Raw genomic sequence first — 20,687 nt, 5'->3', positions numbered from 1 at the left:
GCGCTATGCGTGGTTCTGGGACGCCGTGTCGCCCGACGCGGCGGCCGCGGCCGGGCCGGGCCGCATCGCCCCGGCGCTCGCCTCGCTCGACGCGGGGGATATCGCCGCGCCGCGGCTGCAGGCGCTTCAGGACCTCGCGCGCGGGCATGGTGCCACGATCCTTCAGAGCACCGCCGGCACACGCGTCTCGCCGGCGCTGGTCCTTGCCGTGATCGCGATCGAATCGGGCGGCGATGCCGCCGCGGTCAGCCGCGCCGGCGCCGAGGGGCTGATGCAGCTCATGCCCGATACCGCCGCGCGCTTCGGCGTCGCCGACAGCTTCGACGCCGCCGGGAACATCCGCGGCGGCGTCGCCTATCTCGACTGGCTGATGGACCGTTTCGAGGGGGACCCGATCCTCGCGCTCGCGGGCTACAACGCGGGCGAGGGGGCGGTGCGGGACCACGCGGGCGTGCCCCCCTTCGCCGAGACGCGCGCCTATGTGCCCAAGGTGCTGGCCGCCTACAGCGTGGCGCGCGGCCTCTGCCGCACGCCGCCCGAGCTGATCACCGACGGCTGCGTCTTCGTCACCGGCGACGCCTGAGGATCAGACGATCGCCGCCTCGGTCCTGGCGGCGATCTCCTCGCGGGTGACGCCGGGGGCCGTCTCGACGATGTGCAGGCCCTTGTGGGCCACGTCGAGCACGCCGAGGTTGGTGATGATCCGGTCCACCACGCCCTTGCCCGTCAGCGGCAGGGTGCAGTCCTTCAGGATCTTCGGGTCGCCCGCCTTGTTGGTGTGATCCATCACGACCACCACGCGTCCGACCCCGGCGACGAGGTCCATCGCGCCGCCCATGCCCTTCACGAGCTTGCCGGGAATCATCCAGTTGGCGAGGTCGCCCTCCTCGCTCACCTCCATCGCGCCGAGGATCGCCATGGCGATCTTGCCGCCGCGGATCATGCCGAAGCTGGTGGCGCTGTCGAAATAGGAGGTGTGCGGCAGCTCGGTCACCGTCTGCTTGCCGGCGTTGATGAGGTCCGGGTCCTCCTCCCCCTCGACGGGGAAGGGACCCATGCCGAGCATCCCGTTCTCGGACTGCAGCGTGACCTCGACCCCCTCGGGGATGTGGTTCGACACCAGCGTCGGGATGCCGATGCCGAGGTTCACGTACATCCCGTCCTCGAGCTCCTGCGCGGCGCGCGCGGCCATCTGATCGCGGTCCCAGGGCATCACGCCTCCTCCTTCTTGCGCACGGTCCGCTGCTCGATGCGCTTCTCGTGCTCGCCCTGGATCAGGCGGTGCACGTAGATGCCGGGCAGGTGGATGTGATCGGGGTCGAGCGCGCCGGGCTCCACGATCTCCTCGACCTCCATGACGCAGGTGCGCCCGCACATCGCCGCCGGCGGATTGAAGTTGCGCGCGGTCTTGCGGAAGATCGCGTTGCCGGTGGTGTCGGCCTTCCACGCCTTGACGATGGAGAGATCGGCGAAGATGCCGCGCTCGAGGATGTAGGGCTCGCCGCCGAACTCCTTGACCTCCTTGCCCTCGCCGATCTGCGTGCCGTAGCCGGTCTTGGTGTAGAAGCCCGCGATGCCCGCGCCGCCGGCGCGCATCCGCTCGGCCAGCGTGCCCTGCGGGTTGAACTCGAGCTCGAGCTCGCCGGAGAGATACTGCTGCATGAAGGTGTCGTTCTCGCCCACGTAGGACGAGATCATCTTCTTCACCTGCCGCGTCTGCAGAAGCAGCCCGATCCCGAAGTCGTCCACGCCCGCGTTGTTGGAGGCGAAGGTCAGATCCTTCACCCCCGCCTCGCGGATCGCGTCGATCAGAAGCTCGGGAATGCCGCAGAGGCCGAAGCCCCCGGCGGCGATGAACATTCCGTCGTGCAGCAGGCCGTCGAGCGCCGCCTCGGCGCTGGCGTAGACCTTCTTCATGCCGCGCTCTCCTCCTCTTGCCGGTCGGGGCATGTTGTGGCGCCGCGGCGCGGCGAAGTCAACGCGGGCCTATTTCCCCGCCGTTGTCTTTCCCTTCGGAGCGGTCTTGGATTTCGCCGCGGTCTTGGCGGTCCCGGACTTCGCGCCGCCCTTGGCGGCCCCGGACTTCGCCGGCGCCTTTTTCCTGCCGGCGCCCGTCTTGGCCGCCTTCTCCTCTACGAGCTGCACCGCGGTCTCCAGCGTGACCTCCTGCGGGTCGGTGCCCTGGGGCAGGGTGGCGTTGACCTTCTCCCACTTGACGTAAGGGCCGTAGCGGCCGTCCATCACGTTGACGGCGCCGCCCTTCTCGGGGTGCTCGCCCAGTTCCTTCAGCGGCTTGGCCGCCGCCCCGCGCCCGCCGCGCGCCTTCTTCTGGGCGAGAAGCTCGACCGCGCGGTTCTGCCCGACCACGAAGACCTCGTCGACGCTCTCGAGGTTGGCGTAGGTCCGCCCGTGGCGCACGTAGGGGCCGTAGCGGCCGATGCTCGCCTCGATCGGCTCGCCGTCCTCGGGGTGCGGGCCGACCTCGCGCGGGAGCGAGAGCAGCATCAAGGCCTTCTCGAGGTCCATCTCCTCGGGCGCCCAGCCCTTGGGCAGCGAGGCGCGCGGCGGTTTCGGGACCTCCTCGGTCGCCTCGCCGCGCTGCACGTAGGGCCCGAAGCGGCCCTTGCGCAGCGTGATCGCGTCGTCGCCGTCGTAGCCCAGAAGCTTGCCGTCGGGGCCGATCTCGTCGTCCTCCATGCCCGGCGGGCCGAAGGGGCGGGTGAAGCGGCACTCGGGGTAGTTCGAGCAGCCGATGAAGGCGCCGCCGGCCCGCGAGGTGCGCATCGAAAGCCGCCCGGTCCCGCAATTCGGACAGACGCGCGGGTCGCTGCCGTCCTCGCGCGGGGGGTAGAGGTGTGGCGCGAGCACCTCGTCGATCTTGTCGAGCACCTCGGAGATGCGCAGGTCCGCGGTCTCCGCCAGATGCGCGGAGAAGTCGCGCCAGAAGCGGTCGAGCACGTCCTTCCAGTCGCGCGCGCCCGCGCTGACGTCGTCGAGCTCCTCCTCGAGCTCGGCGGTGAAGTCGTAGCCCACGTACTTGCGGAAGTAGTTGACGAGGAAGGCCGTCACCAGCCGCCCCTTGTCCTCGGGAAAGAGGCGGTTCTTGTCCTTGCGCACGTAGCCGCGGTCCTGGATCGTGGAGAGGACGGAGGCGTAGGTGGAGGGCCGCCCGATGCCGAGCTCCTCCATCTTCTTGACCAGCGTCGCCTCGGTGTAGCGCGGCGGCGGCTGGGTGAAGTGCTGCTCGGGCGTGACGGCGCGCTTCTCCGCGGCCTCGTCTTGCGCGATCTGGGGCAGGCGCTTGCCGTCGTCCTCGCCCGCGGGCTCGTCGCGGCCCTCCTCGTAGATCTTCATGAAACCGTCGAAGAGCACGACCTGGCCCGTGGCGCGCAGGCCCACCTGACCGTCCTTGCTGCCGATCTCGACGGTCGTGCGTTCGAGGCGCGCGGCCTCCATCTGGCAGGCGAGGGTGCGTTTCCAGATCAGGTCGTAGAGCTTCTTCTGGTCGGGGTCGGACAGGCGCAGCGCGCCCGCGTCCTTCGTCATGTCCGTGGGGCGGATGCACTCGTGCGCTTCCTGCGCGTTCTTCGCCTTGTTCTTGTACATCCGGGGCGAGCCGGGGACGTACTCCGCGCCGTAGCGGTCGCGGATCGCGTCGCGCGCGGCGTGCACGGCCTCCGGCGCCATGTCGATGCCGTCGGTCCGCATGTAGGTGATGTGCCCGGCCTCGTAGAGGCGCTGCGCGGCGCTCATCGTCTGCTTCGCGCCCATGCCGAACTTGCGGCTCGCCTCCTGCTGGAGGGTGGAGGTCATGAAGGGCGGCGCCGGTTTCCGGGTCCCCGGCTTCGCCTCGACCGAGGTGACGGTCAGATCGCGCGAGCGCACCGCCTGCACGGCGAGCTCGGCCTCTTCCGTGGTGGCGATGTCGAACTTGTCGAGCTTCTTGCCGCCCAGCACCGTGAGCCGGGCCTCGTAGGTCTGCCCGCGCGGGGTGGCGAGCTCGGCGGTGACGCTCCAGTATTCCCGCGCTCGGAAGGCCTCGATCTCCATCTCGCGCTCGACGATGAGGCGCAGGCAGACCGACTGCACGCGCCCGGCCGATTTCGCGCCGGGAAGCTTGCGCCAGAGCACCGGGCTCAGCTTGAAGCCGACGAGGTAGTCGAGCGCACGGCGGGCGAGGTAGGCCTCCACCAGCGCGTCGTCGACGTCGCGCGGGTTCTCCATCGCCTCGGTCACGGCGGACTTGGTGATCGCGTTGAAGACGACGCGCTTGACCGGCGTGTCCTTCTTGAGCGCGCGGCGCTTCCTGAGCGCCTCCTCCAGGTGCCAGGAGATCGCCTCGCCCTCGCGGTCGGGGTCGGTGGCGAGGATGAGCTCGGGATCGTCCTTGAGCGCCTCGGCGATGGCGCGGACATGTTTCTGGCTGTCGCTGGCCACCTCCCATTTCATCTCGAACCCGTGGTCGGGATCGACCGAGCCGTCCTTCGGCGGCAGGTCGCGGACATGGCCGTAGGAGGCGAGCACCGTGTAGTCCGAGCCCAGGTACTTGTTGATGGTCTTGGCCTTGGCCGGAGACTCGACGACGACGACGGGCATGAGGGGCGCTTTCCTTGGCGGCGGACGCGGCGGGATATGGTCCGCGCGAGGATGGAGCGCAAGGTCCGGTTGTCAAACGGTCATCTGCAGCGCCGGGGCCGGCGGTGGCGCCGGGCGCGCTCAGCTCAGCGCCAGGAGGCCGCCCGGCTGTCGGGTGATCCGCCCGTCGAGCTCGAGGTCGAGAAGCGCCGGCGCGACCGCGTCGGCGCCTGTGCCGAGGTCGCGGATGAGCTGATCCTCGGCCAGCGGTGAGGGGCCGAGCCGGGAAAGGATTTCCGCGTGAAGCGCCGCCGTTGTCGCCCTGTCGCGCCGGGCCGCGCCTTCGGCGCGCTTGGCAGGCAGGGGGGCGCCGGGCGGATCGGATACCTCGGGCGGTGCCAGCGGCAGGCGCGGTTCGGCCGGCGTCTGCAGCGTCTCGAGCACGTCCTCGGCGCTTCGCACGAGCGGTGCGCCATCGCGGATGAGGGCGTTGCAGCCGGCGGCGCGGGCGTCGAAGGGGTGGCCCGGCACGGCGAGCACGTCGCGCCCCTGATCGAGCGCGGTGCGCGCGGTGATCAGGCTGCCGGACCGCGCCGCGGCTTCCACCACGATCACGCCGCGGGCGAGGCCCGAGATGATTCGGTTGCGCGCCGGGAAGTGGCGGGCGCGCGGCACCGCGCCCATCGGCTGCTCCGAGAGGCGCAGACCCGCCGCTTCGATGCGCCGGGCGAGCGCGGCGTTCTCGGACGGGTAGAGCACATCCACGCCGCCCGCCATGACGGCGACGGTGCCGTGCTCCAGCGCCGCCTCGTGCACGGCGGCGTCCACCCCGCGGGCGAGGCCGGAGACGATCACCTGACCCGCCGCGCCGAGATCGCGGGCCAGCGCGCGCGCCATGCGCAGCCCGAGCGAGGAGGCGTTGCGTGCGCCGACGAGCGCGAGCGCGGACCGCGCGAGCAGTTCCGTGTCGCCGAGCGCCCAGAGCGCAGGCGGCGCATCGGCGAGGTCCATCAGCGCGGCCGGGTAGCCCGGCCGGCCGTGCAGCAGAAGGCGCGCGCCCGCCTTGCGGCCCGCGGCGAGTTCGGCCTCGGCCACGCCGGCGGGGCAGGGGCGATACTCCTCGACCCCCGCGGCGCGGGCGACCTCGGGCAGTGCGGCGAGCGCCGCCTCGGCGGTGCCGTGTTCGCCCAGGAGCCGGTGAAAGGTCGCCGGCCCCACCCGCCGGGAGCGCAAGAGGCGGAGCCACGCCACCGGATCGTCTTCCGTGGTGGGTGGGAGTAGGGGGTGAGTGGAAGAATTCGTCGTTCCGGCCATCCGCGACCCCGCCGCCTTGCAGAATCGCTTGTAGGCCACCGGGGGTTAATGGCGCGTAAACCCTCGCCTTGGCGTCAGCGGTCCTCGGGGCTCATCCGGTCAATTCCGAAAGCCCCGCGCAGCGTCAGCCAGTAGGCGGCGGCTGCCATGACCGAACCGGGCAGCACGATCCCGGGCTCGAGCCCGACCGCGAGGCCTGCGCCCACACCCAGCGCCGCCCCGGCCCCCAGCGCCACGGCCCAGCCGGCCAACCCCGCGCGCAGCGCCAGCACTGACAGCGGCACGCCGGCCAGGAGCCCCGCCCAGGACAGTCGCACCGACGACACGAGAAAGAAGCCCTCGACGCTCAGAGCCGTGCGGCCGGGCCCCGGCGGCAAAAGGTTGCCCAGCACCAGCAGCGCCGCACCGGCCGCCGGCGGCGCGATCCATGCGGCGAGCGCCGCGGCGGCGAGCCGGTGCAGGGGCGGCCGCGCGACCGGTTTCGTGCGCAGCGCCGGCCAGCGGGCGGAGTCGATCACCCCGCCTGCGCGCCGCCCACGGTCAGCCCGCCGATCAGGACGCTCGGCTGGCCGACGCCCACGGGCACCCACTGGCCGTCCTTGCCGCAGGTGCCCATGCCGGGATCGAGCGCCATGTCGTGCCCGAGCCCGCGGATGTTGCGCAGCGCCGTGGCGCCGTCGCCGATGAGCGTCGCGCCCTTGACCGGCGCGCCCAGCTTGCCGTCCTGCACGCGGTAGGCCTCGGTGCAGGAAAAGACGAACTTGCCGTTGGTGATGTCCACCTGCCCGCCGCCGAAGCCCACGGCGTAGATGCCGTCCTTCAGCTCGGCCACCAGATCGTCGGGCGTCGCGTCGCCGCCTTCCATGATCGTGTTGGTCATCCGCGGCATCGGCGCATGGGCGAAGCTCTGCCGCCGGCCGTTTCCGGTGGGCGCGACGCCCATCAGCCGCGCGTTCTGCCGGTCCTGCAGGTAGCCGACGAGGACTCCGTCCTCGATCAGCACGTTGCGCGCGCTCGGCGTGCCCTCGTCGTCCACGGTGATCGAGCCGCGCCGGTCAGGCAGGGTGCCGTCGTCCACCACCGTCACGCCCTTCGCGGCGACCTGTTGCCCCATCAGTCCCGCGAAGGCGGAAGACCCCTTGCGGTTGAAATCGCCCTCGAGGCCGTGGCCCACCGCCTCGTGCAGCAGGATACCGGGCCAGCCGGGGCCGAGCACGATGTCCATGACGCCCGCCGGCGCGGGCTCGGCCCGCAGGTTGACGCGGGCGATGCGGATCGCCTCGTCGGTCCTTGCCTTCCAGTCGGCCTCGTCCAGCAGGCCGTCGAGCCCGACGCGCCCGCCGCCGCCGTCGGTGCCGGCCTCGCGGCGGCCGTCCTCCTCGACGATGACGGAGACGTTGAGGCGCACCATCGGCTGCGTGTCGGCCACGAGGCTGCCGTCGGGGCGCAGGATCGCGATCTCGCGGCAGCCGGCAGAGATCGAGGCGGTGACCTGCACCACCCGCGGGTCGGCATCGCGCGCGTAGGCGTCGATCGCGCGCAGCGTCTCGACCTTCACCGGGAACTCGGCCCCGGCGATCGGGTCGAGGTCGGCATAGAGCCGACGGTTGGTGCGCGCGGGCGCCGCGGCGAGCGTGCCGCCGCCCTCGGCCACGGCGAGGCGCGCTGTCTCGGCGGCGCGGGTCAGCGCGGCCTCGTCGATCTCGGTCGAATGGGCGTAGCCGGTCACCTCGCCGCGCACGGCGCGCAGGCCGAATCCCTCGGAGGCGTCGTAGGATGCGTTGCGCAGGCGCCCGTCGTCGAAGGTCAGGCTTTCCGAGCGGCTGCGCTCCAGGAAGAGCTCGCCGTCGTCGGCGCCGGCGGTCGCGCCCTGCAGGATGGCGAGCGCGCGGTCGCGGTCGAGGCGCGTGTCGAACGGACGGAAGGGGGCGGTGGACATGGCGGCTCTCCGGGGCTGCGGGGTGGGGCGCGAAAAAGGCGGCTGTTCGCCGCATCATATTTTCTTCCCCTCGGTGGAGGAATATGGTTATAGGCGCGCAGATGACAACGGGGCCTGCACGCCGGTCATGTATACCATGGTGTCCGGCGGGTAAGCGTCCCGGCAGCCAACCGGGTGATGCATGACCATCAAGACCATTCTTGCCGGCCTCGGGGCCAGCTTGACCGCAACCGCCGCCACGGCGCAGTCCGCCACCGAAGGGCTCGAGATCATCGGCAGCCCGAAGGACGGCGGCATGGGATTCCAGCCCGCCGCGAGCGAACTCGCGCGCGATCTGCAGTGGCTCGACGGGATGCTGCTCGTGATCATCACGGCGATCACGCTCTTCGTCCTCGGCCTGCTTCTCTTCGTGATCGTGCGCTTCAACAAGCGCGCCAACCCCGAGCCGGCGCGCTTCACGCACAACACGCCGATCGAGGTGGCCTGGACCGTGGTGCCGGTGATCATCCTCGTCTTCATCGGCGCCTTCTCGCTGCCGGTGCTCTTCAAGCAGCAGGTGATCCCGGAGGCCGACGTCACCATCAAGGCGACGGGCTACCAGTGGTTCTGGGGCTACGAGTACGTCGACGAGGACTTCGGCTTCGACAGCTTCATGCTGGCGAAGGACGAGCTCGAGGAGTACGGCTACAATCGCGACGAGTACCTGCTGGCCACCGACACCGCGGTGGTGGTGCCGGTGAACAAGACGGTCGTGATGCAGGTGACCGCGGCCGACGTGATCCATTCGTGGACGATTCCGGCCTTCGGCGTGAAGCAGGACGCGGTGCCCGGCCGCCTCGCCGAGCTGCACTTCACGCCCGAGAAGGAGGGCGTCTACTTCGGTCAGTGCTCCGAGCTCTGCGGCAAGGACCACGCCTACATGCCGATCACGGTGAAGGTGGTCAGCCAGGAGGACTACGACACCTGGCTCGACAACGCGCAGGCCGAATACGCCGAGGGCCCGTCCTCCGTGCAGGTGGCTTCGGCCGAATGACCGGGCATGCCCGCGGCGGCATGGCCGCCCGCGGGTACGCTCCGTCCAGGACTTGGAACATCCGATGACCGACACGAGCCTTCAGAGCGAGCGCGCGGCGGCAGGCGAGGCCGAGTTCGGCGACTACGTCGCGCTGCTCAAGCCGCGGGTCATGACGCTGGTGGTCTTCACCGCGCTGGTCGGCCTGCTGGCCGCGCCGGCGCCCGTGCACCCGATGGTGGGCTTCGCCGCGATCCTCTTCATCGCGGTGGGCGGCGGCGCCTCGGGCGCGCTCAACATGTGGTGGGACGCCGACATCGACGCGGTGATGCGGCGCACCCGGCGCCGGCCCGTGCCGTCGGGCCGCGTCGCCCCGGAAGAGGCGCTGGCCGTCGGCCTCGCGCTCTCGGGCTTCTCGGTGGTGATGCTGGGGCTCGCCACCAACTGGCTCGCCGCGGCGTGGCTCGCCTTCACGATCTTCTTCTACGTGGTCGTCTACACCATGTGGCTGAAGCGCACGACGCCGCAGAACATCGTCATCGGCGGCCTCGCGGGGGCCTTCCCGCCGCTCATCGGCTGGGCGGCGGCGACGGGCTCGCTCGCGCTGGAGCCGTGGCTCATGGTGGCGCTCATCTTCATGTGGACGCCGCCGCATTTCTGGGCGCTCGCGCTCTTCATGCGCTCGGACTACGACGACGCGGGCGTGCCCATGCTCACGGTGACGCACGGCCGGCCGGCGACGCGGGCGCAGGTGCTGGTCTACACCGTGCTCCTCGCCGCGCTGGCGGTGGGCACCGGGTTCACCGCGATCGGCGGGCCGGTCTACCTCGTCGTCGCGGTCGTGCTCAACGCGCTCTTCCTCAAGGGCGCCTGGGCGATCTGGCGGCGCGACGAGGTCATGGCCGAGGTTGACGACTACCGCGTCGAGAAACGCTTCTTCAAACTGTCGCTGATCTATCTCTTCGCCCATTTCGGCGCGATCCTGGCCGAGGCCGGAATCGACCGGATCGGCCCTCTGGGAGGTGTCTGATGAGTATCGCCAAGACGCACGAGATCCACCGCCGCCGCTTCGGGCGCAACCTCGGGGTCGCGCTCCTGCTCGTGGCCTTCATCGCGGTGATGTTCGGTCTGACGGTTGCGAAGGTCTCCGACGGGACCTTCACGCCGCCGCATCAGGAGGGGACATGACGCTCATTCCGAAAGGCAAGCCCCGCACGGTCGCGCAGGCGCTGGGCGTGGTGCTCTTCATGGGCGGCATGGCCTGGGCCTCGGTGCCGCTCTACGACTGGTTCTGCCGGGTCACCGGTTACGGCGGCGCCACGAGCACCGCAACGGCCGATTCGGACGAGATCCTCGACCGCACGATAAAGGTGCGTTTCGACGGCTCGCTCGAGCGCGACATGCCGTGGGAGTTCAAGCCGATGCAGCGCGAGGTGGAGCTTCGCATCGGCGAGACGGGCCTTGTCTTCTACGAGGCCTACAACCCGACCGACGAACCCGTCGCCGGCACGGCGAGCTACAATGTCGCGCCCTTCGACGCGGGCGGGTTCTTCACGAAGATCGACTGCTTCTGCTTCGAGCAGCAGGTGCTCGACCCGGGCGAGCGGGTGGAGATGCCGGTGACCTTCTACGTCGATCCCGATATCGTCGACGACCGCGACGCGAAGCACATCCATACCATCACGCTCAGCTACACCTTCTACGAGACGGACCTGCCCGCCGAGGCGACCGAGCAGGCCGCACTCGACACCGGCGCCCGCGCCGCAACCAAACCGAACTGACGCCAAAAGGTCCCGGGGGAAAGCGATGGCACACGCCAAGAACCACGATTACCACATTCTGAGCCCGTCGATCTGGCCCTTGATCGGGGCGGTTTCGACCTTCGTGATGCTGTTCGGCTCGGTACTCTGGATGCACGGCAGCGGGCCGTGGGTCTTCCTGATCGGGCTCGTCGGCGTGGCCTACACGATGTTCGGCTGGTGGGCCGACGTCGTCGCCGAGAGCCGCGCGGGCGACCACACGCCGGTGGTGCGCATCGGGCTGCGCTACGGCTTCATCCTCTTCATCATGTCCGAGGTGATGTTCTTCGCGGCATGGTTCTGGAGCTTCTTCAAGCACGCGCTCTACCCGATGGACCCCGACGGCATGAGCCCGGCGGTGGACGGGCAGTGGCCGCCCGCGGGGATCGAGACCTTCGATCCCTGGCACCTGCCGCTCATCAACACGCTGATCCTGCTCTGCTCGGGGGCTGCCGCGACATGGGCGCACCACGCCCTCGTCGAGGAGAACAACCGCGAGGACGTGAAGCGCGGCCTGATCATCGCCATCGTGCTCGGCGTGATCTTCACCTTCCTGCAGGCCTACGAATACGATCACGCCGCCTTCGGCTTCGCCGGCAACATCTACGGCGCCAACTTCTTCATGGCGACAGGCTTCCACGGCGCGCACGTGATCATCGGGACGATCTTCCTCCTCGTCTGCCTGATCCGGCTGATGAAGGGGCATTTTACCCCCGAAAAGCACGTCGGCTTCGAGGCGGCGATCTGGTACTGGCACTTCGTGGACGTCGTCTGGCTCTTCCTCTTCGCCGTGATCTACGTCTGGGGCGGCTGAGTCGACACAGGCACCAAGGGTTTCGGGGCGCGCGGTCCGGCCGCGCGCCCTTCGTATGGGAGGGGTCATGCGACGCTTCATCGGACCGCTGGCCATCGGGATCGCCGGGGCGGCGGTGCTCATCGCCCTCGGCATCTGGCAGGTCGAGCGCCTCGCCTGGAAGGAGGCGCTGCTGGCCGACATCGAGGCGCGCATCGCCGCCGATCCGGTGGTCTTGCCCGCCGATCCGGACCCGGAGGCGGATCGCTATCTGCCCGTGCGCGCCGAGGGCGCCGTCGGCGACGAAGAGCTGCACGTCCTCGTCTCGACCAAGGCGCAGGGCGCGGGCTTCCGCATCGTCGCCCCCTTCGAGACGGAGGCGGGGCGCCGGCTGCTGCTCGACCGGGGTTTCATACCGGATGAGGCGAAGGCGGCCGATCGCCGCACCGGCGCGGTGACGGTGACCGGCAACCTGCACTGGCCCGAGGATCGCAATTCCTCGACGCCGGAAAACGATCCGGCCGGGAACTACTGGTATGCCCGCGATCTGGGGCCGATGGCCGAAGTGCTCGGCACCGAGCCACTCCTTCTCGTGGTGCGGCAGGAAAACCCGCCCGCGCCCGGCATCACGCCCTTGCCGGTGGACACCAGCGGGATTCCGAACGATCACCTCGAATACGCCGTCACCTGGTTCGGGCTGGCTGTCGTCTGGGTGGCGATGACGGGGTATCTGCTGTGGCGCACCGCGCGAAGGACGGCCTGATGCATTACGTGTCCACCCGCGGGCAGGCGCCCGCGCTCGACTTCGAGGCGACGATGCTCGCCGGCCTGGCCCGCGACGGCGGGCTCTACGTGCCCGAACGCATCCCGGAGATGGCGCCGGGCGAGATCGCCGCACTGGCGGGCATGTCCTACGAAGAGGCCGCGCATCGCGTGATCTCCCCCTTCGTGGGCGATGCCTTCGGCGAACAGGCGCTCTCCGACATGATCGGCCGCGCCTACGCCGGTTTCCGTCACGACGCGCGCGCGCCGCTGAAGCAGCTCGCGCCCAACCATTTCCTGCTGGAGCTCTTCCACGGCCCGACGCTCGCCTTCAAGGACTTCGCGATGCAGCTCATCGGGCAACTCTTCCAGGCCGCGCTCGCGCGGCGGGGGGAGCGCATCTGCATCGTGGGCGCCACCAGCGGCGACACCGGCTCCGCCGCGATCGAGGCGTTCCGCGGGCTCGACAACGTGGACGTCTTCATCCTCTTCCCCGAGGGCCGCGTCTCGGAGGTGCAGCGCCGGCAGATGACCACCCCGGCGGAGGCGAACGTGCACGCGCTCGCCATCGAGGGGGACTTCGACGCGGCTCAGGCGCGCGTGAAGGACATGTTCAACGATCACGCCTTCCGCGACGCGGTGGGGCTCGCGGCGGTGAACTCGATCAACTGGGCGCGGGTGCTGGCGCAGACGGTCTATTACATGACCGCCGCGGCGAGCCTCGGTGCGCCGCAGCGCCGGGTCTCCTTCACCGTGCCCACCGGCAACTTCGGCGACGTCTTCGCGGGCTACGTGGCGAAGCGCATGGGGCTTCCGGTCGACAAGCTCGTGGTGGCCACCAACCAGAACGACATCCTGCACCGCTGCCTGACGACGGGGCGCTACGAGGCCGAGGGGGTCGTGCCCTCCATCAGCCCCTCGATGGACATTCAGGTGAGCTCGAACTTCGAGCGTGCGCTCTTCGACGTCTACGACCGCGACGGCGCGGCGGTCGCACAGCTCATGGAGGAGCAGAAGGCACGGGGCGGCTTCGCGCTGAGCCAGGGCGCGCTGGCGCGCCTGCGCGAGGTCTTCGCCTCGGGCCGCGCCTCTGAAGAGGAGACGCGCGACACGATCGCCCGCACGCGCGAGGCCACGGGGGAGCTTCTCTGCCCGCACAGCGCCGTCGGCGTGCATGTGGCCGAAGGCGCGCGCGACCCCCATGTGCCGATGGTCACGCTGGCCACCGCGCATCCGGCGAAGTTTCCCGACGCGGTGGAGGCGGCGACCGGCGTGCGCCCGGCCCTTCCCCCCAGCATGGCGAACCTCTATGAGCGCCCGGAGCGGGCGACCACCGTGCCCAATGACCTCGCCGCCATCCAGCATCTCATCAGGGAGCGCCTTCGCCGTTGACCGTGCCCACCACCCGCCTCGACACCCTGCCGAACGGCCTTCGGGTCGTGACCGAACACATGCCCGGCCTCGCCTCCGCTGCCGTCGGGGTCTGGGTCTGCGCCGGCGGGCGCGACGAGCGGGAAAGCGAGTGCGGCGTCGCGCATTTCCTCGAACACATGGCGTTCAAGGGGACCGAGCGGCGCAGCGCGCTCCAGATCGCCGAGGCGATCGAGGACGTGGGCGGCTACATGAACGCCTACACCTCGCGCGACGCGACGGCCTATTATGCCCGCGTGCTGGGCGAGGACGTGCCGCTCGCCCTCGACGTGATCGCGGACATCCTGCTCGCCCCCGCCTTCGCGCCCGAGGAGATCGAGGTCGAACGCGGCGTGATCCTGCAGGAGATCGGGCAGGCGCTCGACACGCCGGACGACATCGTCTTCGACTGGCTGCAGGAGGCCGCCTATCCCGGCCAGCCCTTCGGCCGCCCGATCCTCGGCCCGACCGAGCGCGTGGAGCGTTTCGGGCGTGACGACCTCGCGCGCTTCGTGACCGAGCATTACGCACCGGGGCAGATGATCCTCGCCGCCGCGGGCGACGTGGACCACGACGCCCTGATGCGCCTCGCGGAGCGGCACTTCGGACATCTCGCCCCCCGGCCCGCGCCCGCGCCCGCGCCCGCCGTCTTCCGCGGCGGCGAAATCCGGCGCGACAAGCCGCTGGAGCAGGCGCACATGGCGCTCGCCTTCGAGGCGCCGGATTATTCCGACCCGCTGCTCTACGCGGCGCAGGTCTGGTCCGTGGCCCTCGGCGGCGGCATGTCGAGCCGCCTCTTCCAGGAGATCCGCGAGAAGCGCGGCCTCTGCTACACGATCTTCGCGCAGGCCGGTGCGCACGCCGACACCGGGTGTCTCACGATCTATGCGGGCACCGGGGGCGAGGCGCTCGGCGACCTGGCGGCACTCACCTTCGACGAGCTCGCCCGCGCGGCCGAGGATCTTTCCGAGGCCGAGATCGCCCGCGCCCGCGCGCAGATGAAGGCGGGCCTGCTCATGGGGCTCGAAAGCCCGTCGAACCGCGCCGAACGCCTTGCGCGCATGGTACAGGTCTACGGCCATGTGCCCGGCGTGACGGAGACCGCGGCGCGCATCGACGCCGTCACCCGTTCCGAGCTGCGCGAGGCGGGCGCCCGCATCGCCGGTCAGGCGCCCATGGCGCTTGCCCTTTATGGCCCGCTGGACCGCGCCCCCGCCTTCGAGGCGCTGCAGGCGCGCCGGGCGGCCTGATGTTCCCGCCGCGGCGGAAGGTCCGGCTGGAGACCGAGCGCATGACGCTTCGCCCGCCGACCCACGCCGATTTCCGCGACTGGACCGGCCTGCGCCGTGAGTCGCAGGAGTTCCTCGTGCCGTGGGAACCTGCCTGGGCCGAGGATCACCTGACGCGCAAGGCCTTCACGAACCGGGTCTACTGGGCCGGCCGCGCGATCGGGCAGGGCACGGCGGTGCCGCTTTTCCTGATCAGGCGTGACGATCAGCGCCTTATCGGGGCCGTCACGCTCGACAACATCCGCCGCGGCCCAGCGCAGTCGAGCACGCTCGGCTACTGGATCGGCGCGCCCTACGCCCGGCAGGGCTACATGCGCGAGGCGCTGGAGGCGGTCGTGCACCACGCCTGGACGAAGCTCGACCTCTCGCGGCTGGAGGCCGCCTGCCTGCCCGAGAACACTGCCTCGCGCGGGCTTCTGGAGAAGGTGGGCTTCAAGTACGAGGGCGTCGCGCAGAGCTATCTTCAGATCGCCGGGCGCTGGCGGACGCATGTCCTCTACGCCGCGCTGCGCGCCGACCGACGCGGGCGGACCGATGCGGGCTGAGCGCGCGGCGCGTCGCACCCGACCGGGCGCGCCTCGCGAAGAGGCCCCGCGCGGGGCCGATGCGCCCATCGCGGGGCTGACGCGGCGTGCGGATGGCCTATCTTCTCGTCATCGAGGAGGTGCCGGACCATGATTCGACTGCTCGCCGCCGCGCTCGCCGCGTGCCTCGCCCTGCCCGCCGCCGCGCAGGACGGCGAGGCGGAGCGCCGCCCCAGCCACTGCATCGCCATCGCCGAGGCCGCGCCGGGGATCGACTACCGCAGCGCCGCCGCGCCGCCGGCCGCGCGCCTGTGGCGCGCCTCGACGCAACCGAGCCACCGGGAGGCGCTGCCGGAGTATACCGTGCGCCTGCGCTTTCTCGGCCACGCCTCCTTCCTGATCCGCACGCCCGGCGGGCTGACGGCGGTGACCGATTACACCGGCTTCATCGGCAACACCGAGCTGATCCCCGACGTGGTCACCATGAACCACGCCCATTCGACGCATTGGACGGCCAATCCCGACCCGGCGATCCCGCATGTCCTGCGCGGCTGGGGCGAGGAGTTCGGCGCCGGGATCGAGCATCACCTCGACCTCGGCGAGATGCTGGTGCGCAACGTCTCGACCGACATCCGGCGCGGCGCCGGCGGAACGGACGAGCCGCGCGGCAACTCCATCTTCGTCTTCGAGGTGGGCGGGCTCTGCATCGGGCACCTGGGGCATCTCCACCATGTGCCGACGGAGGCGCAGTTCGCCGCGCTCGGGCGGCTCGACGTGGTCATGGCCCCGGTGGACGGGGGCTACACCATGGCGCTCGACGACATGATCGCCGTCCTGAAGCGGCTGCGCGCCTCGGTGGTGCTGCCGATGCACTGGTTCTCGGGCAGTTCGCTCGGCCGCTTCCGCGAGGGGATGACCGACGACTTCGCCATCGTCGATGAGACGCGGCCCTACGTCGACGTGAGCCTCGGCGACCTGCCGGAGCGGCCGACGGTCGTCTTCCTGCAGCCCCGGCGCCTGCGCGACTGATGCGGGGGTGGCGCGCATGATGGACGGTGGCCCGGGGCTCTCCGAGGCGGACGCCGCCTTCGCCGGGCGGCTGGCAGCAGCCCTGCCGGAGGGGCGGATCGGCGTTCCGACGCCCACGCATCTGGAGGAGCCGCGCGGGCGGTGGCAGGGGCGGGGCGGCGTGCTCGCGCGGCCGGCCTCCGCCGAGGAGGTGGCCGAGATCGTCCGCGCCTGCGCCGAGGCACGCGTCCCCGTGGTGCCCTACGGCGGCGGCACGGGCCTTGTCGGAGGGCAGATCGCGACAGAGGGGCCGCGGCCCGTGATCCTCTCGCTCGACCGCATGAGCGCGATCCGCAGCGTCGACGCGCGCGAGAACGTGCTCACCGCCGAGGCGGGGGCGGTGCTCGCCGATATCCGGTCGGCCGCCGCGGACGCCGGGCGGCTCTTCCCGCTCTCGCTCGCCTCCGAGGGGACGGCGCGCATCGGCGGGCTGCTCGCGACGAACGCGGGGGGGATCAACACCCTGCGCTACGGCAACGCGCGGGCGCTTTGCCTCGGCGTCGAGGCGGTGCTGCCCGACGGGCGGCTCTGGCACGGGCTGACGCGGCTCCGGAAGGACAATGCCGGCTACGACCTGCGCGATCTGCTGATCGGGGCGGAAGGGACGCTCGGCATCATCACCGCGGCGACGCTCGCGCTCCACCCGCGCCCGGCGGGGGAGGGGACGGCGCTCTTCGCGGTGCGCGATCCGGCGGCCGCGCTCGACCTGCTGGCGCTCGCCCGCGACCGGCTGGCCGAGGGCGTCTCCGCCTTCGAGATCATGCACCGGCAGGGCATGGATTTTCTCGCCGAGACGCTGCCGGAGACGCGCCTGCCCTGGTCCGAGCCGCCGGAGTGGTCGGTGCTGATCGAGGTGGGCCTCGCCGCCGGGCTCGATCCCTCGGAGGCGCTCGAGGCGCTCTTCGCCGAGGCGGTCGAGGCCGGCTTGGCCCACGACGGGCTGATCGCGCAGTCGGAAGCGCAGCGCGCCGCGTTCTGGTCAGTGCGCGAACGCATCCCCGAGGCGAACCGGCTGATCGGCGCGATCTCGAGCCACGACATCTCGGTGCCGCTCGCCGCGATTCCCGAGTTCATCGACCGCGCCGGCGCCGCGCTCGGCGAGCTCGGCGCGTTCCGCATCAACTGCTTCGGGCACGTGGGCGACGGCAACCTGCACTACAACGTCTTCCCCGCGCCTGGGCGCAGGCGGGCCGATCACGAAGATCAGCGCGACGCGATCAAGCGCTGTGTCCACGACATCGTGCACGACCTCGCGGGATCCGTCGCCGCCGAGCATGGCGTCGGGCGGCTCAAGGTGCCGGATCTGGAGCGTTACGCCGACCCTGCCAAGCTCGCCGCGATGCGCGCGATCAAGGCGGCGCTGGACCCGGCCGGCATCATGAACCCCGGCGCGGTGCTGCGTACGCCCTGAGCGGGGCGGGGCGGGAGGCCGGATCAGGACCGTAGCGCGATCGCCGCCGATAAGACCACGACGACGACGACCCCGACTTGCGAGAGCAGGGCAAGGCCCAGGGCGGACAGGAGGCCCTGCCCGACGATCAGCGCCCCAAGGAACGCGAGCACGGCAACCGGAGCAGACGCCAGAACGGCGACGGTCGCCACGCCGGGGCCGCTCGGCAACGCCTCACGCGTGCGATCATCGGCATCCGGCCACTCCTCGGCGTGCTTGTCCAGTCGCTCGATCCTGACCACGGGTTTCGCTTTCTCTATATCGTGTCGGGCGCCCTGCGTCTGCAGCCCCGACGTGTCGAAGGCAAGGGCGCAAGGCGTCACCACCCTATCAACGCAGTCCTGACCGGTCATGTTCCCCGGGTAAACCACGAAAGGCGCATGCAGATCGGGCGTCGGGGTCATGAGGCGGGACACGCCCGGGCCGGCACGCGGTTTCCCGGGAGGGAGCGCATCGCGACCTGCCGCGCGCATCGCATGGCGTTCATGTCAAGGCGGTGGGCGGGGGCAACCCGCCCGCGCGAGGAGACGGGCGAGGGCTGACCTATGGGAGCGCCGCGCGTGGAGGGCACCCCGCCCGCGCGAGGAGAGGGGGGCGCATGGTCCTACGAGATCAAGCGCCTTGACCTTCAACCCGTCCGTGCGAGGAGAGGGCGCAACCGGCCCGCGCGACGCGCTCCATGGGCGCACACCCGTCACCCGCGGAGCACGAGGCACCCCCAGGCGAGTCCGGCGGCGAAGACGCCCATCTGTGCGGCCAGTGCGAGGCCCAGCGCCGCGGCAAGGCCCGCGCCAGCGATCAGCGCCACCGCGAGGGCCAGCAGGGCCGCAGGAACCGAGAGGAACGCCGCGCCGATCGCCGGCCCAGGCGCCTCCTGTCGCGCGTCATCGCGCCGTTCTGCTGTCGCCGGCCGCGTCGTGCCTGCCTCGAAATCGCAGGCCAGTCGCTCGATCCGTGCCATCGGCATCCCCTTCCGTCGGTCGGCCGGGCCCGGCAGGCGGCACCGGGCGTCGGACTGCGGATGCAATCGACATGCCACGAAATTATTGCTGAAGGCTTAACAGGCGCGGTTCAGAGCCCTTCGAAGGTGCACAGCGCACGCGCCTCGATGCCGAGCGCCTCGAGCTTCGCGCGCCCGCCGAGGTCGGGAAGCTCGACGATGAAGGCGCAGCCGAGGATATCGGCGCCGAGGCGCTGCATGAGCCGGATGCCCGCCTGCGCCGTGCCGCCGGTGGCGAGCAGGTCATCCACGATCAGCACGCTCTCGCCCGGCTGCACCGCGTCGTCGTGCACCTCGACCACGGCCTCGCCGTATTCGAGCTGATAGGACTCGCTGATCGTCGCCGCCGGCAGCTTGCCCTTCTTGCGCACGGGCACGAAGCCGCAGCCGAGCTGGTGCGCCACCGCGCCACCGAGAATGAACCCCCGCGCCTCGAGCCCCGCGACCTTGTCGATCCGCCCGCCCAGGTAGGGATGCAGCATCCGGTCCACCGCCATGCGGAAGCCGCGCGGATCGGCGAAGAGCGTCGTCACGTCACGGAAGAGAATGCCCTCGTGCGGGAAATCCACGATGGTGCGGATGTAGTCGCGCACCTCACGCTCCGCCGTCCCGCTCACAGGACCCTCCCCGCGATCGTCTTGAGCCGGTCCACCACCAGTGCGTCGCGCGCCGCCGGCGCGGTCAGGATCGCGTGCTCGAGCGCGCGGTCGCAGCCGTGCGGGCAGGGCCCGGACGGCCCCGAGAGGAGCTCGGGAAGGGCGCGGATCATCGCGCGGGCCTTGTCGGCATTGGCCGCGGCGGTGGCGAGGATCTGGGTGATCTCCACCTCCCCGTGGTCGGGATGCCAGCTGTCGTAATCGGTCACCATGGCGACGGTGACGTAGCAGAGCTCCGCCTCGCGGGCGAGGCGCGCCTCGGGCATGTTCGTCATGCCGATCACGTCGGCGCCCCAGACCTCGCGGTACATCCGGCTTTCCGCGAGGGTCGAGAACTGCGGCCCTTCCATGGCGAGGTAGGTGCCGCCCCGGTGTACCGTCGCGCCGGCGGCCGAGGCGCCGGCCTCCGCCGCGTCGGCGAGGCGCGCGCAGGTCGGATGGGCGAGGCTCACGTGCGCCACGCAGCCCGGACCGAAGAAGCTCGCCGCGCGGCCTGTCGTGCGGTCGATGAACTGATCCACCACCACGAAGTCGCCGGGCGCCATCGCCTCGCGGAAGGAGCCCACGGCGGACACCGAGATCACGTCGGTCACGCCGAGTGCCTTCAGTGCGGCGATGTTGGCGCGGTAGGGCACCGAGGCCGGGTCGAGCGGATGCCCGCGCCCGTGCCGCGGAAGGAAGGCCATCCCGGTTCCGTCGAGTCGGCCGGTCAGGATCGCGTCGGAGGGCGCGCCCCACGGCGTCTCCACCTCGTGCCACGCCGCGTCTTCCAGCCCCTCGACCTCGTAGAGGCCGGAGCCGCCGATCACCCCGATCATCCCTGCCGTCATCTTCCGTCCTCCGACGTGGCTCTCCGGCCGAGCGATATCCGCCAACGCCGGGCTTGGCAAACGCGTGACCCCCGCCGGTCAGGGCGCGTCGTCCAAGGCCGCAGCCTCCGGGCGTGCCGGTCGCGGTCAGTCCACGAAGGCGCGCTCGACGACGTAGGCGCCGGGTTCGCTGTTCGAGCCTTCGTTGAGCCCGGCCGCCTCGCAGAGCGCCTTGCTGTCGTGCAGCATGTCCATCGACCCGCAGATCATCACGCGGTCGGTCGCGG

The 20,687-nt window shown here is 71.0% G+C and carries 22 protein-coding genes and 1 pseudogene; 12 read left to right on the top strand and 11 right to left on the bottom strand.

Features of this window, described 5'->3' with window-relative positions:
* On the top strand, nucleotides 1-583 hold a 583-nt coding region (locus tag ACESL7_RS02575; protein WP_372891150.1), incomplete at its 5' end, for a lytic transglycosylase domain-containing protein.
* Nucleotides 584-586: 3 nt separating this feature from the next.
* Here the strand turns inward: ACESL7_RS02575 and ACESL7_RS02570 are convergent.
* The 6 genes from ACESL7_RS02570 to tldD form a co-directional block, all read right to left on the bottom strand.
* Nucleotides 587-1,213 carry a 3-oxoacid CoA-transferase subunit B gene (locus ACESL7_RS02570; RefSeq protein WP_372891148.1) on the bottom strand — a complete coding sequence of 209 codons (627 nt, stop codon included), beginning with the start codon at nucleotides 1,211-1,213 and terminating at the stop codon, nucleotides 587-589.
* Complete coding sequence (locus ACESL7_RS02565) at nucleotides 1,213-1,917, bottom strand: CoA transferase subunit A (RefSeq protein WP_372891146.1); 705 nt, start codon at nucleotides 1,915-1,917, stop codon at nucleotides 1,213-1,215. Before ACESL7_RS02565 ends, ACESL7_RS02570 begins: the two co-directional genes overlap by 1 nt.
* 69 nt (nucleotides 1,918-1,986) lie before the next feature.
* Nucleotides 1,987-4,596 (bottom strand): type I DNA topoisomerase, encoded by a 2,610-nt coding sequence (topA, locus tag ACESL7_RS02560; protein ID WP_372891144.1) that lies wholly within the window; start codon nucleotides 4,594-4,596, stop codon nucleotides 1,987-1,989.
* A gap of 120 nt (nucleotides 4,597-4,716) precedes the next feature.
* Nucleotides 4,717-5,889: a DNA-processing protein DprA gene (gene dprA, locus ACESL7_RS02555; protein ID WP_372891142.1), complete on the bottom strand. Its 1,173-nt coding sequence runs from the start codon at nucleotides 5,887-5,889 to the stop codon at nucleotides 4,717-4,719.
* 74 nt (nucleotides 5,890-5,963) lie between these two features.
* On the bottom strand, nucleotides 5,964-6,407 hold the full coding sequence (locus ACESL7_RS02550; protein WP_372891140.1) for a hypothetical protein: 444 nt from the start codon (nucleotides 6,405-6,407) through the stop codon (nucleotides 5,964-5,966).
* A complete protein-coding gene (tldD, locus tag ACESL7_RS02545) occupies nucleotides 6,404-7,828 on the bottom strand; it encodes a metalloprotease TldD (RefSeq protein ID WP_372891138.1) in 1,425 nt (474 codons plus the stop codon). Before tldD ends, ACESL7_RS02550 begins: the two co-directional genes overlap by 4 nt.
* A gap of 181 nt (nucleotides 7,829-8,009) precedes the next feature.
* Here tldD and coxB point away from each other — a divergent pair, with 181 nt between their 5' ends.
* The 11 genes from coxB (at nucleotide 8,010) to ACESL7_RS02490 (ending at nucleotide 17,896) form a co-directional block, all read left to right on the top strand.
* Complete coding sequence (gene coxB / locus ACESL7_RS02540; protein ID WP_372891136.1) at nucleotides 8,010-8,861, top strand: cytochrome c oxidase subunit II; 852 nt, start codon at nucleotides 8,010-8,012, stop codon at nucleotides 8,859-8,861.
* A 64-nt stretch (nucleotides 8,862-8,925) separates the two neighbouring features.
* Nucleotides 8,926-9,870: a heme o synthase gene (cyoE, locus tag ACESL7_RS02535; RefSeq protein WP_372891134.1), complete on the top strand. Its 945-nt coding sequence runs from the start codon at nucleotides 8,926-8,928 to the stop codon at nucleotides 9,868-9,870.
* Nucleotides 9,870-10,028 (top strand): hypothetical protein, encoded by a 159-nt coding sequence (locus ACESL7_RS02530; protein ID WP_372891132.1) that lies wholly within the window; start codon nucleotides 9,870-9,872, stop codon nucleotides 10,026-10,028. Before cyoE ends, ACESL7_RS02530 begins: the two co-directional genes overlap by 1 nt.
* Complete coding sequence (locus ACESL7_RS02525; RefSeq protein ID WP_372891130.1) at nucleotides 10,025-10,621, top strand: cytochrome c oxidase assembly protein; 597 nt, start codon at nucleotides 10,025-10,027, stop codon at nucleotides 10,619-10,621. The genes ACESL7_RS02530 and ACESL7_RS02525 overlap by 4 nt, the downstream gene beginning before the upstream one ends.
* A 25-nt stretch (nucleotides 10,622-10,646) precedes the next feature.
* Nucleotides 10,647-11,453 carry a cytochrome c oxidase subunit 3 gene (locus tag ACESL7_RS02520; RefSeq protein ID WP_372891128.1) on the top strand — a complete coding sequence of 269 codons (807 nt, stop codon included), beginning with the start codon at nucleotides 10,647-10,649 and terminating at the stop codon, nucleotides 11,451-11,453.
* Between the two features lie 67 nt (nucleotides 11,454-11,520).
* Entirely contained in the window at nucleotides 11,521-12,195 is a 675-nt protein-coding gene (locus tag ACESL7_RS02515) for an SURF1 family protein (RefSeq protein WP_372891126.1), read from the top strand.
* Nucleotides 12,195-13,586: a threonine synthase gene (thrC, locus tag ACESL7_RS02510; RefSeq protein WP_372891124.1), complete on the top strand. Its 1,392-nt coding sequence runs from the start codon at nucleotides 12,195-12,197 to the stop codon at nucleotides 13,584-13,586. Before ACESL7_RS02515 ends, thrC begins: the two co-directional genes overlap by 1 nt.
* Complete coding sequence (locus ACESL7_RS02505; protein WP_372891122.1) at nucleotides 13,583-14,854, top strand: M16 family metallopeptidase; 1,272 nt, start codon at nucleotides 13,583-13,585, stop codon at nucleotides 14,852-14,854. The genes thrC and ACESL7_RS02505 overlap by 4 nt, the downstream gene beginning before the upstream one ends.
* Nucleotides 14,854-15,438 carry a GNAT family N-acetyltransferase gene (locus ACESL7_RS02500; RefSeq protein WP_372891120.1) on the top strand — a complete coding sequence of 195 codons (585 nt, stop codon included), beginning with the start codon at nucleotides 14,854-14,856 and terminating at the stop codon, nucleotides 15,436-15,438. Before ACESL7_RS02505 ends, ACESL7_RS02500 begins: the two co-directional genes overlap by 1 nt.
* A gap of 129 nt (nucleotides 15,439-15,567) precedes the next feature.
* Complete coding sequence (locus ACESL7_RS02495) at nucleotides 15,568-16,446, top strand: MBL fold metallo-hydrolase (RefSeq protein ID WP_372891118.1); 879 nt, start codon at nucleotides 15,568-15,570, stop codon at nucleotides 16,444-16,446.
* A 16-nt stretch (nucleotides 16,447-16,462) separates the two neighbouring features.
* Nucleotides 16,463-17,896 (top strand): FAD-binding oxidoreductase, encoded by a 1,434-nt coding sequence (locus ACESL7_RS02490; RefSeq protein WP_372891116.1) that lies wholly within the window; start codon nucleotides 16,463-16,465, stop codon nucleotides 17,894-17,896.
* 23 nt (nucleotides 17,897-17,919) lie between these two features.
* On the opposite strand, the gene ACESL7_RS02485 is transcribed toward ACESL7_RS02490, so the two are convergent.
* The 5 genes and pseudogenes from ACESL7_RS02485 to ACESL7_RS02465 all read right to left on the bottom strand — a co-directional run.
* Nucleotides 17,920-18,339, bottom strand: coding sequence for a hypothetical protein (locus tag ACESL7_RS02485; protein ID WP_372891114.1), 420 nt, complete (start codon nucleotides 18,337-18,339; stop codon nucleotides 17,920-17,922).
* Between the two features lie 290 nt (nucleotides 18,340-18,629).
* Nucleotides 18,630-18,896 (bottom strand): hypothetical protein, encoded by a 267-nt coding sequence (locus ACESL7_RS02480; RefSeq protein ID WP_372891112.1) that lies wholly within the window; start codon nucleotides 18,894-18,896, stop codon nucleotides 18,630-18,632.
* 110 nt (nucleotides 18,897-19,006) lie between these two features.
* On the bottom strand, nucleotides 19,007-19,552 hold the full coding sequence (locus tag ACESL7_RS02475) for an adenine phosphoribosyltransferase (RefSeq protein WP_372891110.1): 546 nt from the start codon (nucleotides 19,550-19,552) through the stop codon (nucleotides 19,007-19,009).
* The gene (locus ACESL7_RS02470; RefSeq protein ID WP_372891108.1) at nucleotides 19,549-20,421 is read right to left on the bottom strand and encodes an S-methyl-5'-thioadenosine phosphorylase; all 873 of its coding nucleotides are present in this window, start codon (nucleotides 20,419-20,421) and stop codon (nucleotides 19,549-19,551) included. The genes ACESL7_RS02475 and ACESL7_RS02470 overlap by 4 nt, the downstream gene beginning before the upstream one ends.
* Nucleotides 20,422-20,547: 126 nt before the next feature.
* Nucleotides 20,548-20,687: pseudogene (locus ACESL7_RS02465) on the bottom strand (ferredoxin--NADP reductase); the annotation flags it as partial.

This window comes from Rhodosalinus sp. (assembly GCF_041685465.1).
Lineage (GTDB): Bacteria > Pseudomonadota > Alphaproteobacteria > Rhodobacterales > Rhodobacteraceae > Rhodosalinus.
The sequence above is the reverse complement of the archived record's forward strand: the minus strand, read 5'-3'. Positions and strand labels throughout refer to the sequence as shown.

What these genes read in the sequence shown, in the direction of transcription:
- cyoE (WP_372891134.1), top strand. Translation starts at nt 8,926, where the DNA reads ATGACCGACACGAGCCTTCAGAGCGAGCGCGCGGCGGCAGGCGAGGCC.
- ACESL7_RS02520 (WP_372891128.1), top strand. Translation starts at nt 10,647, where the DNA reads ATGGCACACGCCAAGAACCACGATTACCACATTCTGAGCCCGTCGATC.
- dprA (WP_372891142.1), bottom strand. Translation starts at nt 5,889, where the DNA reads ATGGCCGGAACGACGAATTCTTCCACTCACCCCCTACTCCCACCCACC.
- ACESL7_RS02500 (WP_372891120.1), top strand. Translation starts at nt 14,854, where the DNA reads ATGTTCCCGCCGCGGCGGAAGGTCCGGCTGGAGACCGAGCGCATGACG.
- ACESL7_RS02530 (WP_372891132.1), top strand. Translation starts at nt 9,870, where the DNA reads ATGAGTATCGCCAAGACGCACGAGATCCACCGCCGCCGCTTCGGGCGC.
- ACESL7_RS02485 (WP_372891114.1), bottom strand. Translation starts at nt 18,339, where the DNA reads ATGACCCCGACGCCCGATCTGCATGCGCCTTTCGTGGTTTACCCGGGG.
- thrC (WP_372891124.1), top strand. Translation starts at nt 12,195, where the DNA reads ATGCATTACGTGTCCACCCGCGGGCAGGCGCCCGCGCTCGACTTCGAG.
- ACESL7_RS02495 (WP_372891118.1), top strand. Translation starts at nt 15,568, where the DNA reads ATGATTCGACTGCTCGCCGCCGCGCTCGCCGCGTGCCTCGCCCTGCCC.
- ACESL7_RS02515 (WP_372891126.1), top strand. Translation starts at nt 11,521, where the DNA reads ATGCGACGCTTCATCGGACCGCTGGCCATCGGGATCGCCGGGGCGGCG.
- ACESL7_RS02570 (WP_372891148.1), bottom strand. Translation starts at nt 1,213, where the DNA reads ATGCCCTGGGACCGCGATCAGATGGCCGCGCGCGCCGCGCAGGAGCTC.
- topA (WP_372891144.1), bottom strand. Translation starts at nt 4,596, where the DNA reads ATGCCCGTCGTCGTCGTCGAGTCTCCGGCCAAGGCCAAGACCATCAAC.
- ACESL7_RS02565 (WP_372891146.1), bottom strand. Translation starts at nt 1,917, where the DNA reads ATGAAGAAGGTCTACGCCAGCGCCGAGGCGGCGCTCGACGGCCTGCTG.
- tldD (WP_372891138.1), bottom strand. Translation starts at nt 7,828, where the DNA reads ATGTCCACCGCCCCCTTCCGTCCGTTCGACACGCGCCTCGACCGCGAC.
- ACESL7_RS02480 (WP_372891112.1), bottom strand. Translation starts at nt 18,896, where the DNA reads ATGGCACGGATCGAGCGACTGGCCTGCGATTTCGAGGCAGGCACGACG.
- coxB (WP_372891136.1), top strand. Translation starts at nt 8,010, where the DNA reads ATGACCATCAAGACCATTCTTGCCGGCCTCGGGGCCAGCTTGACCGCA.
- ACESL7_RS02490 (WP_372891116.1), top strand. Translation starts at nt 16,463, where the DNA reads ATGATGGACGGTGGCCCGGGGCTCTCCGAGGCGGACGCCGCCTTCGCC.
- ACESL7_RS02525 (WP_372891130.1), top strand. Translation starts at nt 10,025, where the DNA reads ATGACGCTCATTCCGAAAGGCAAGCCCCGCACGGTCGCGCAGGCGCTG.
- ACESL7_RS02470 (WP_372891108.1), bottom strand. Translation starts at nt 20,421, where the DNA reads ATGACGGCAGGGATGATCGGGGTGATCGGCGGCTCCGGCCTCTACGAG.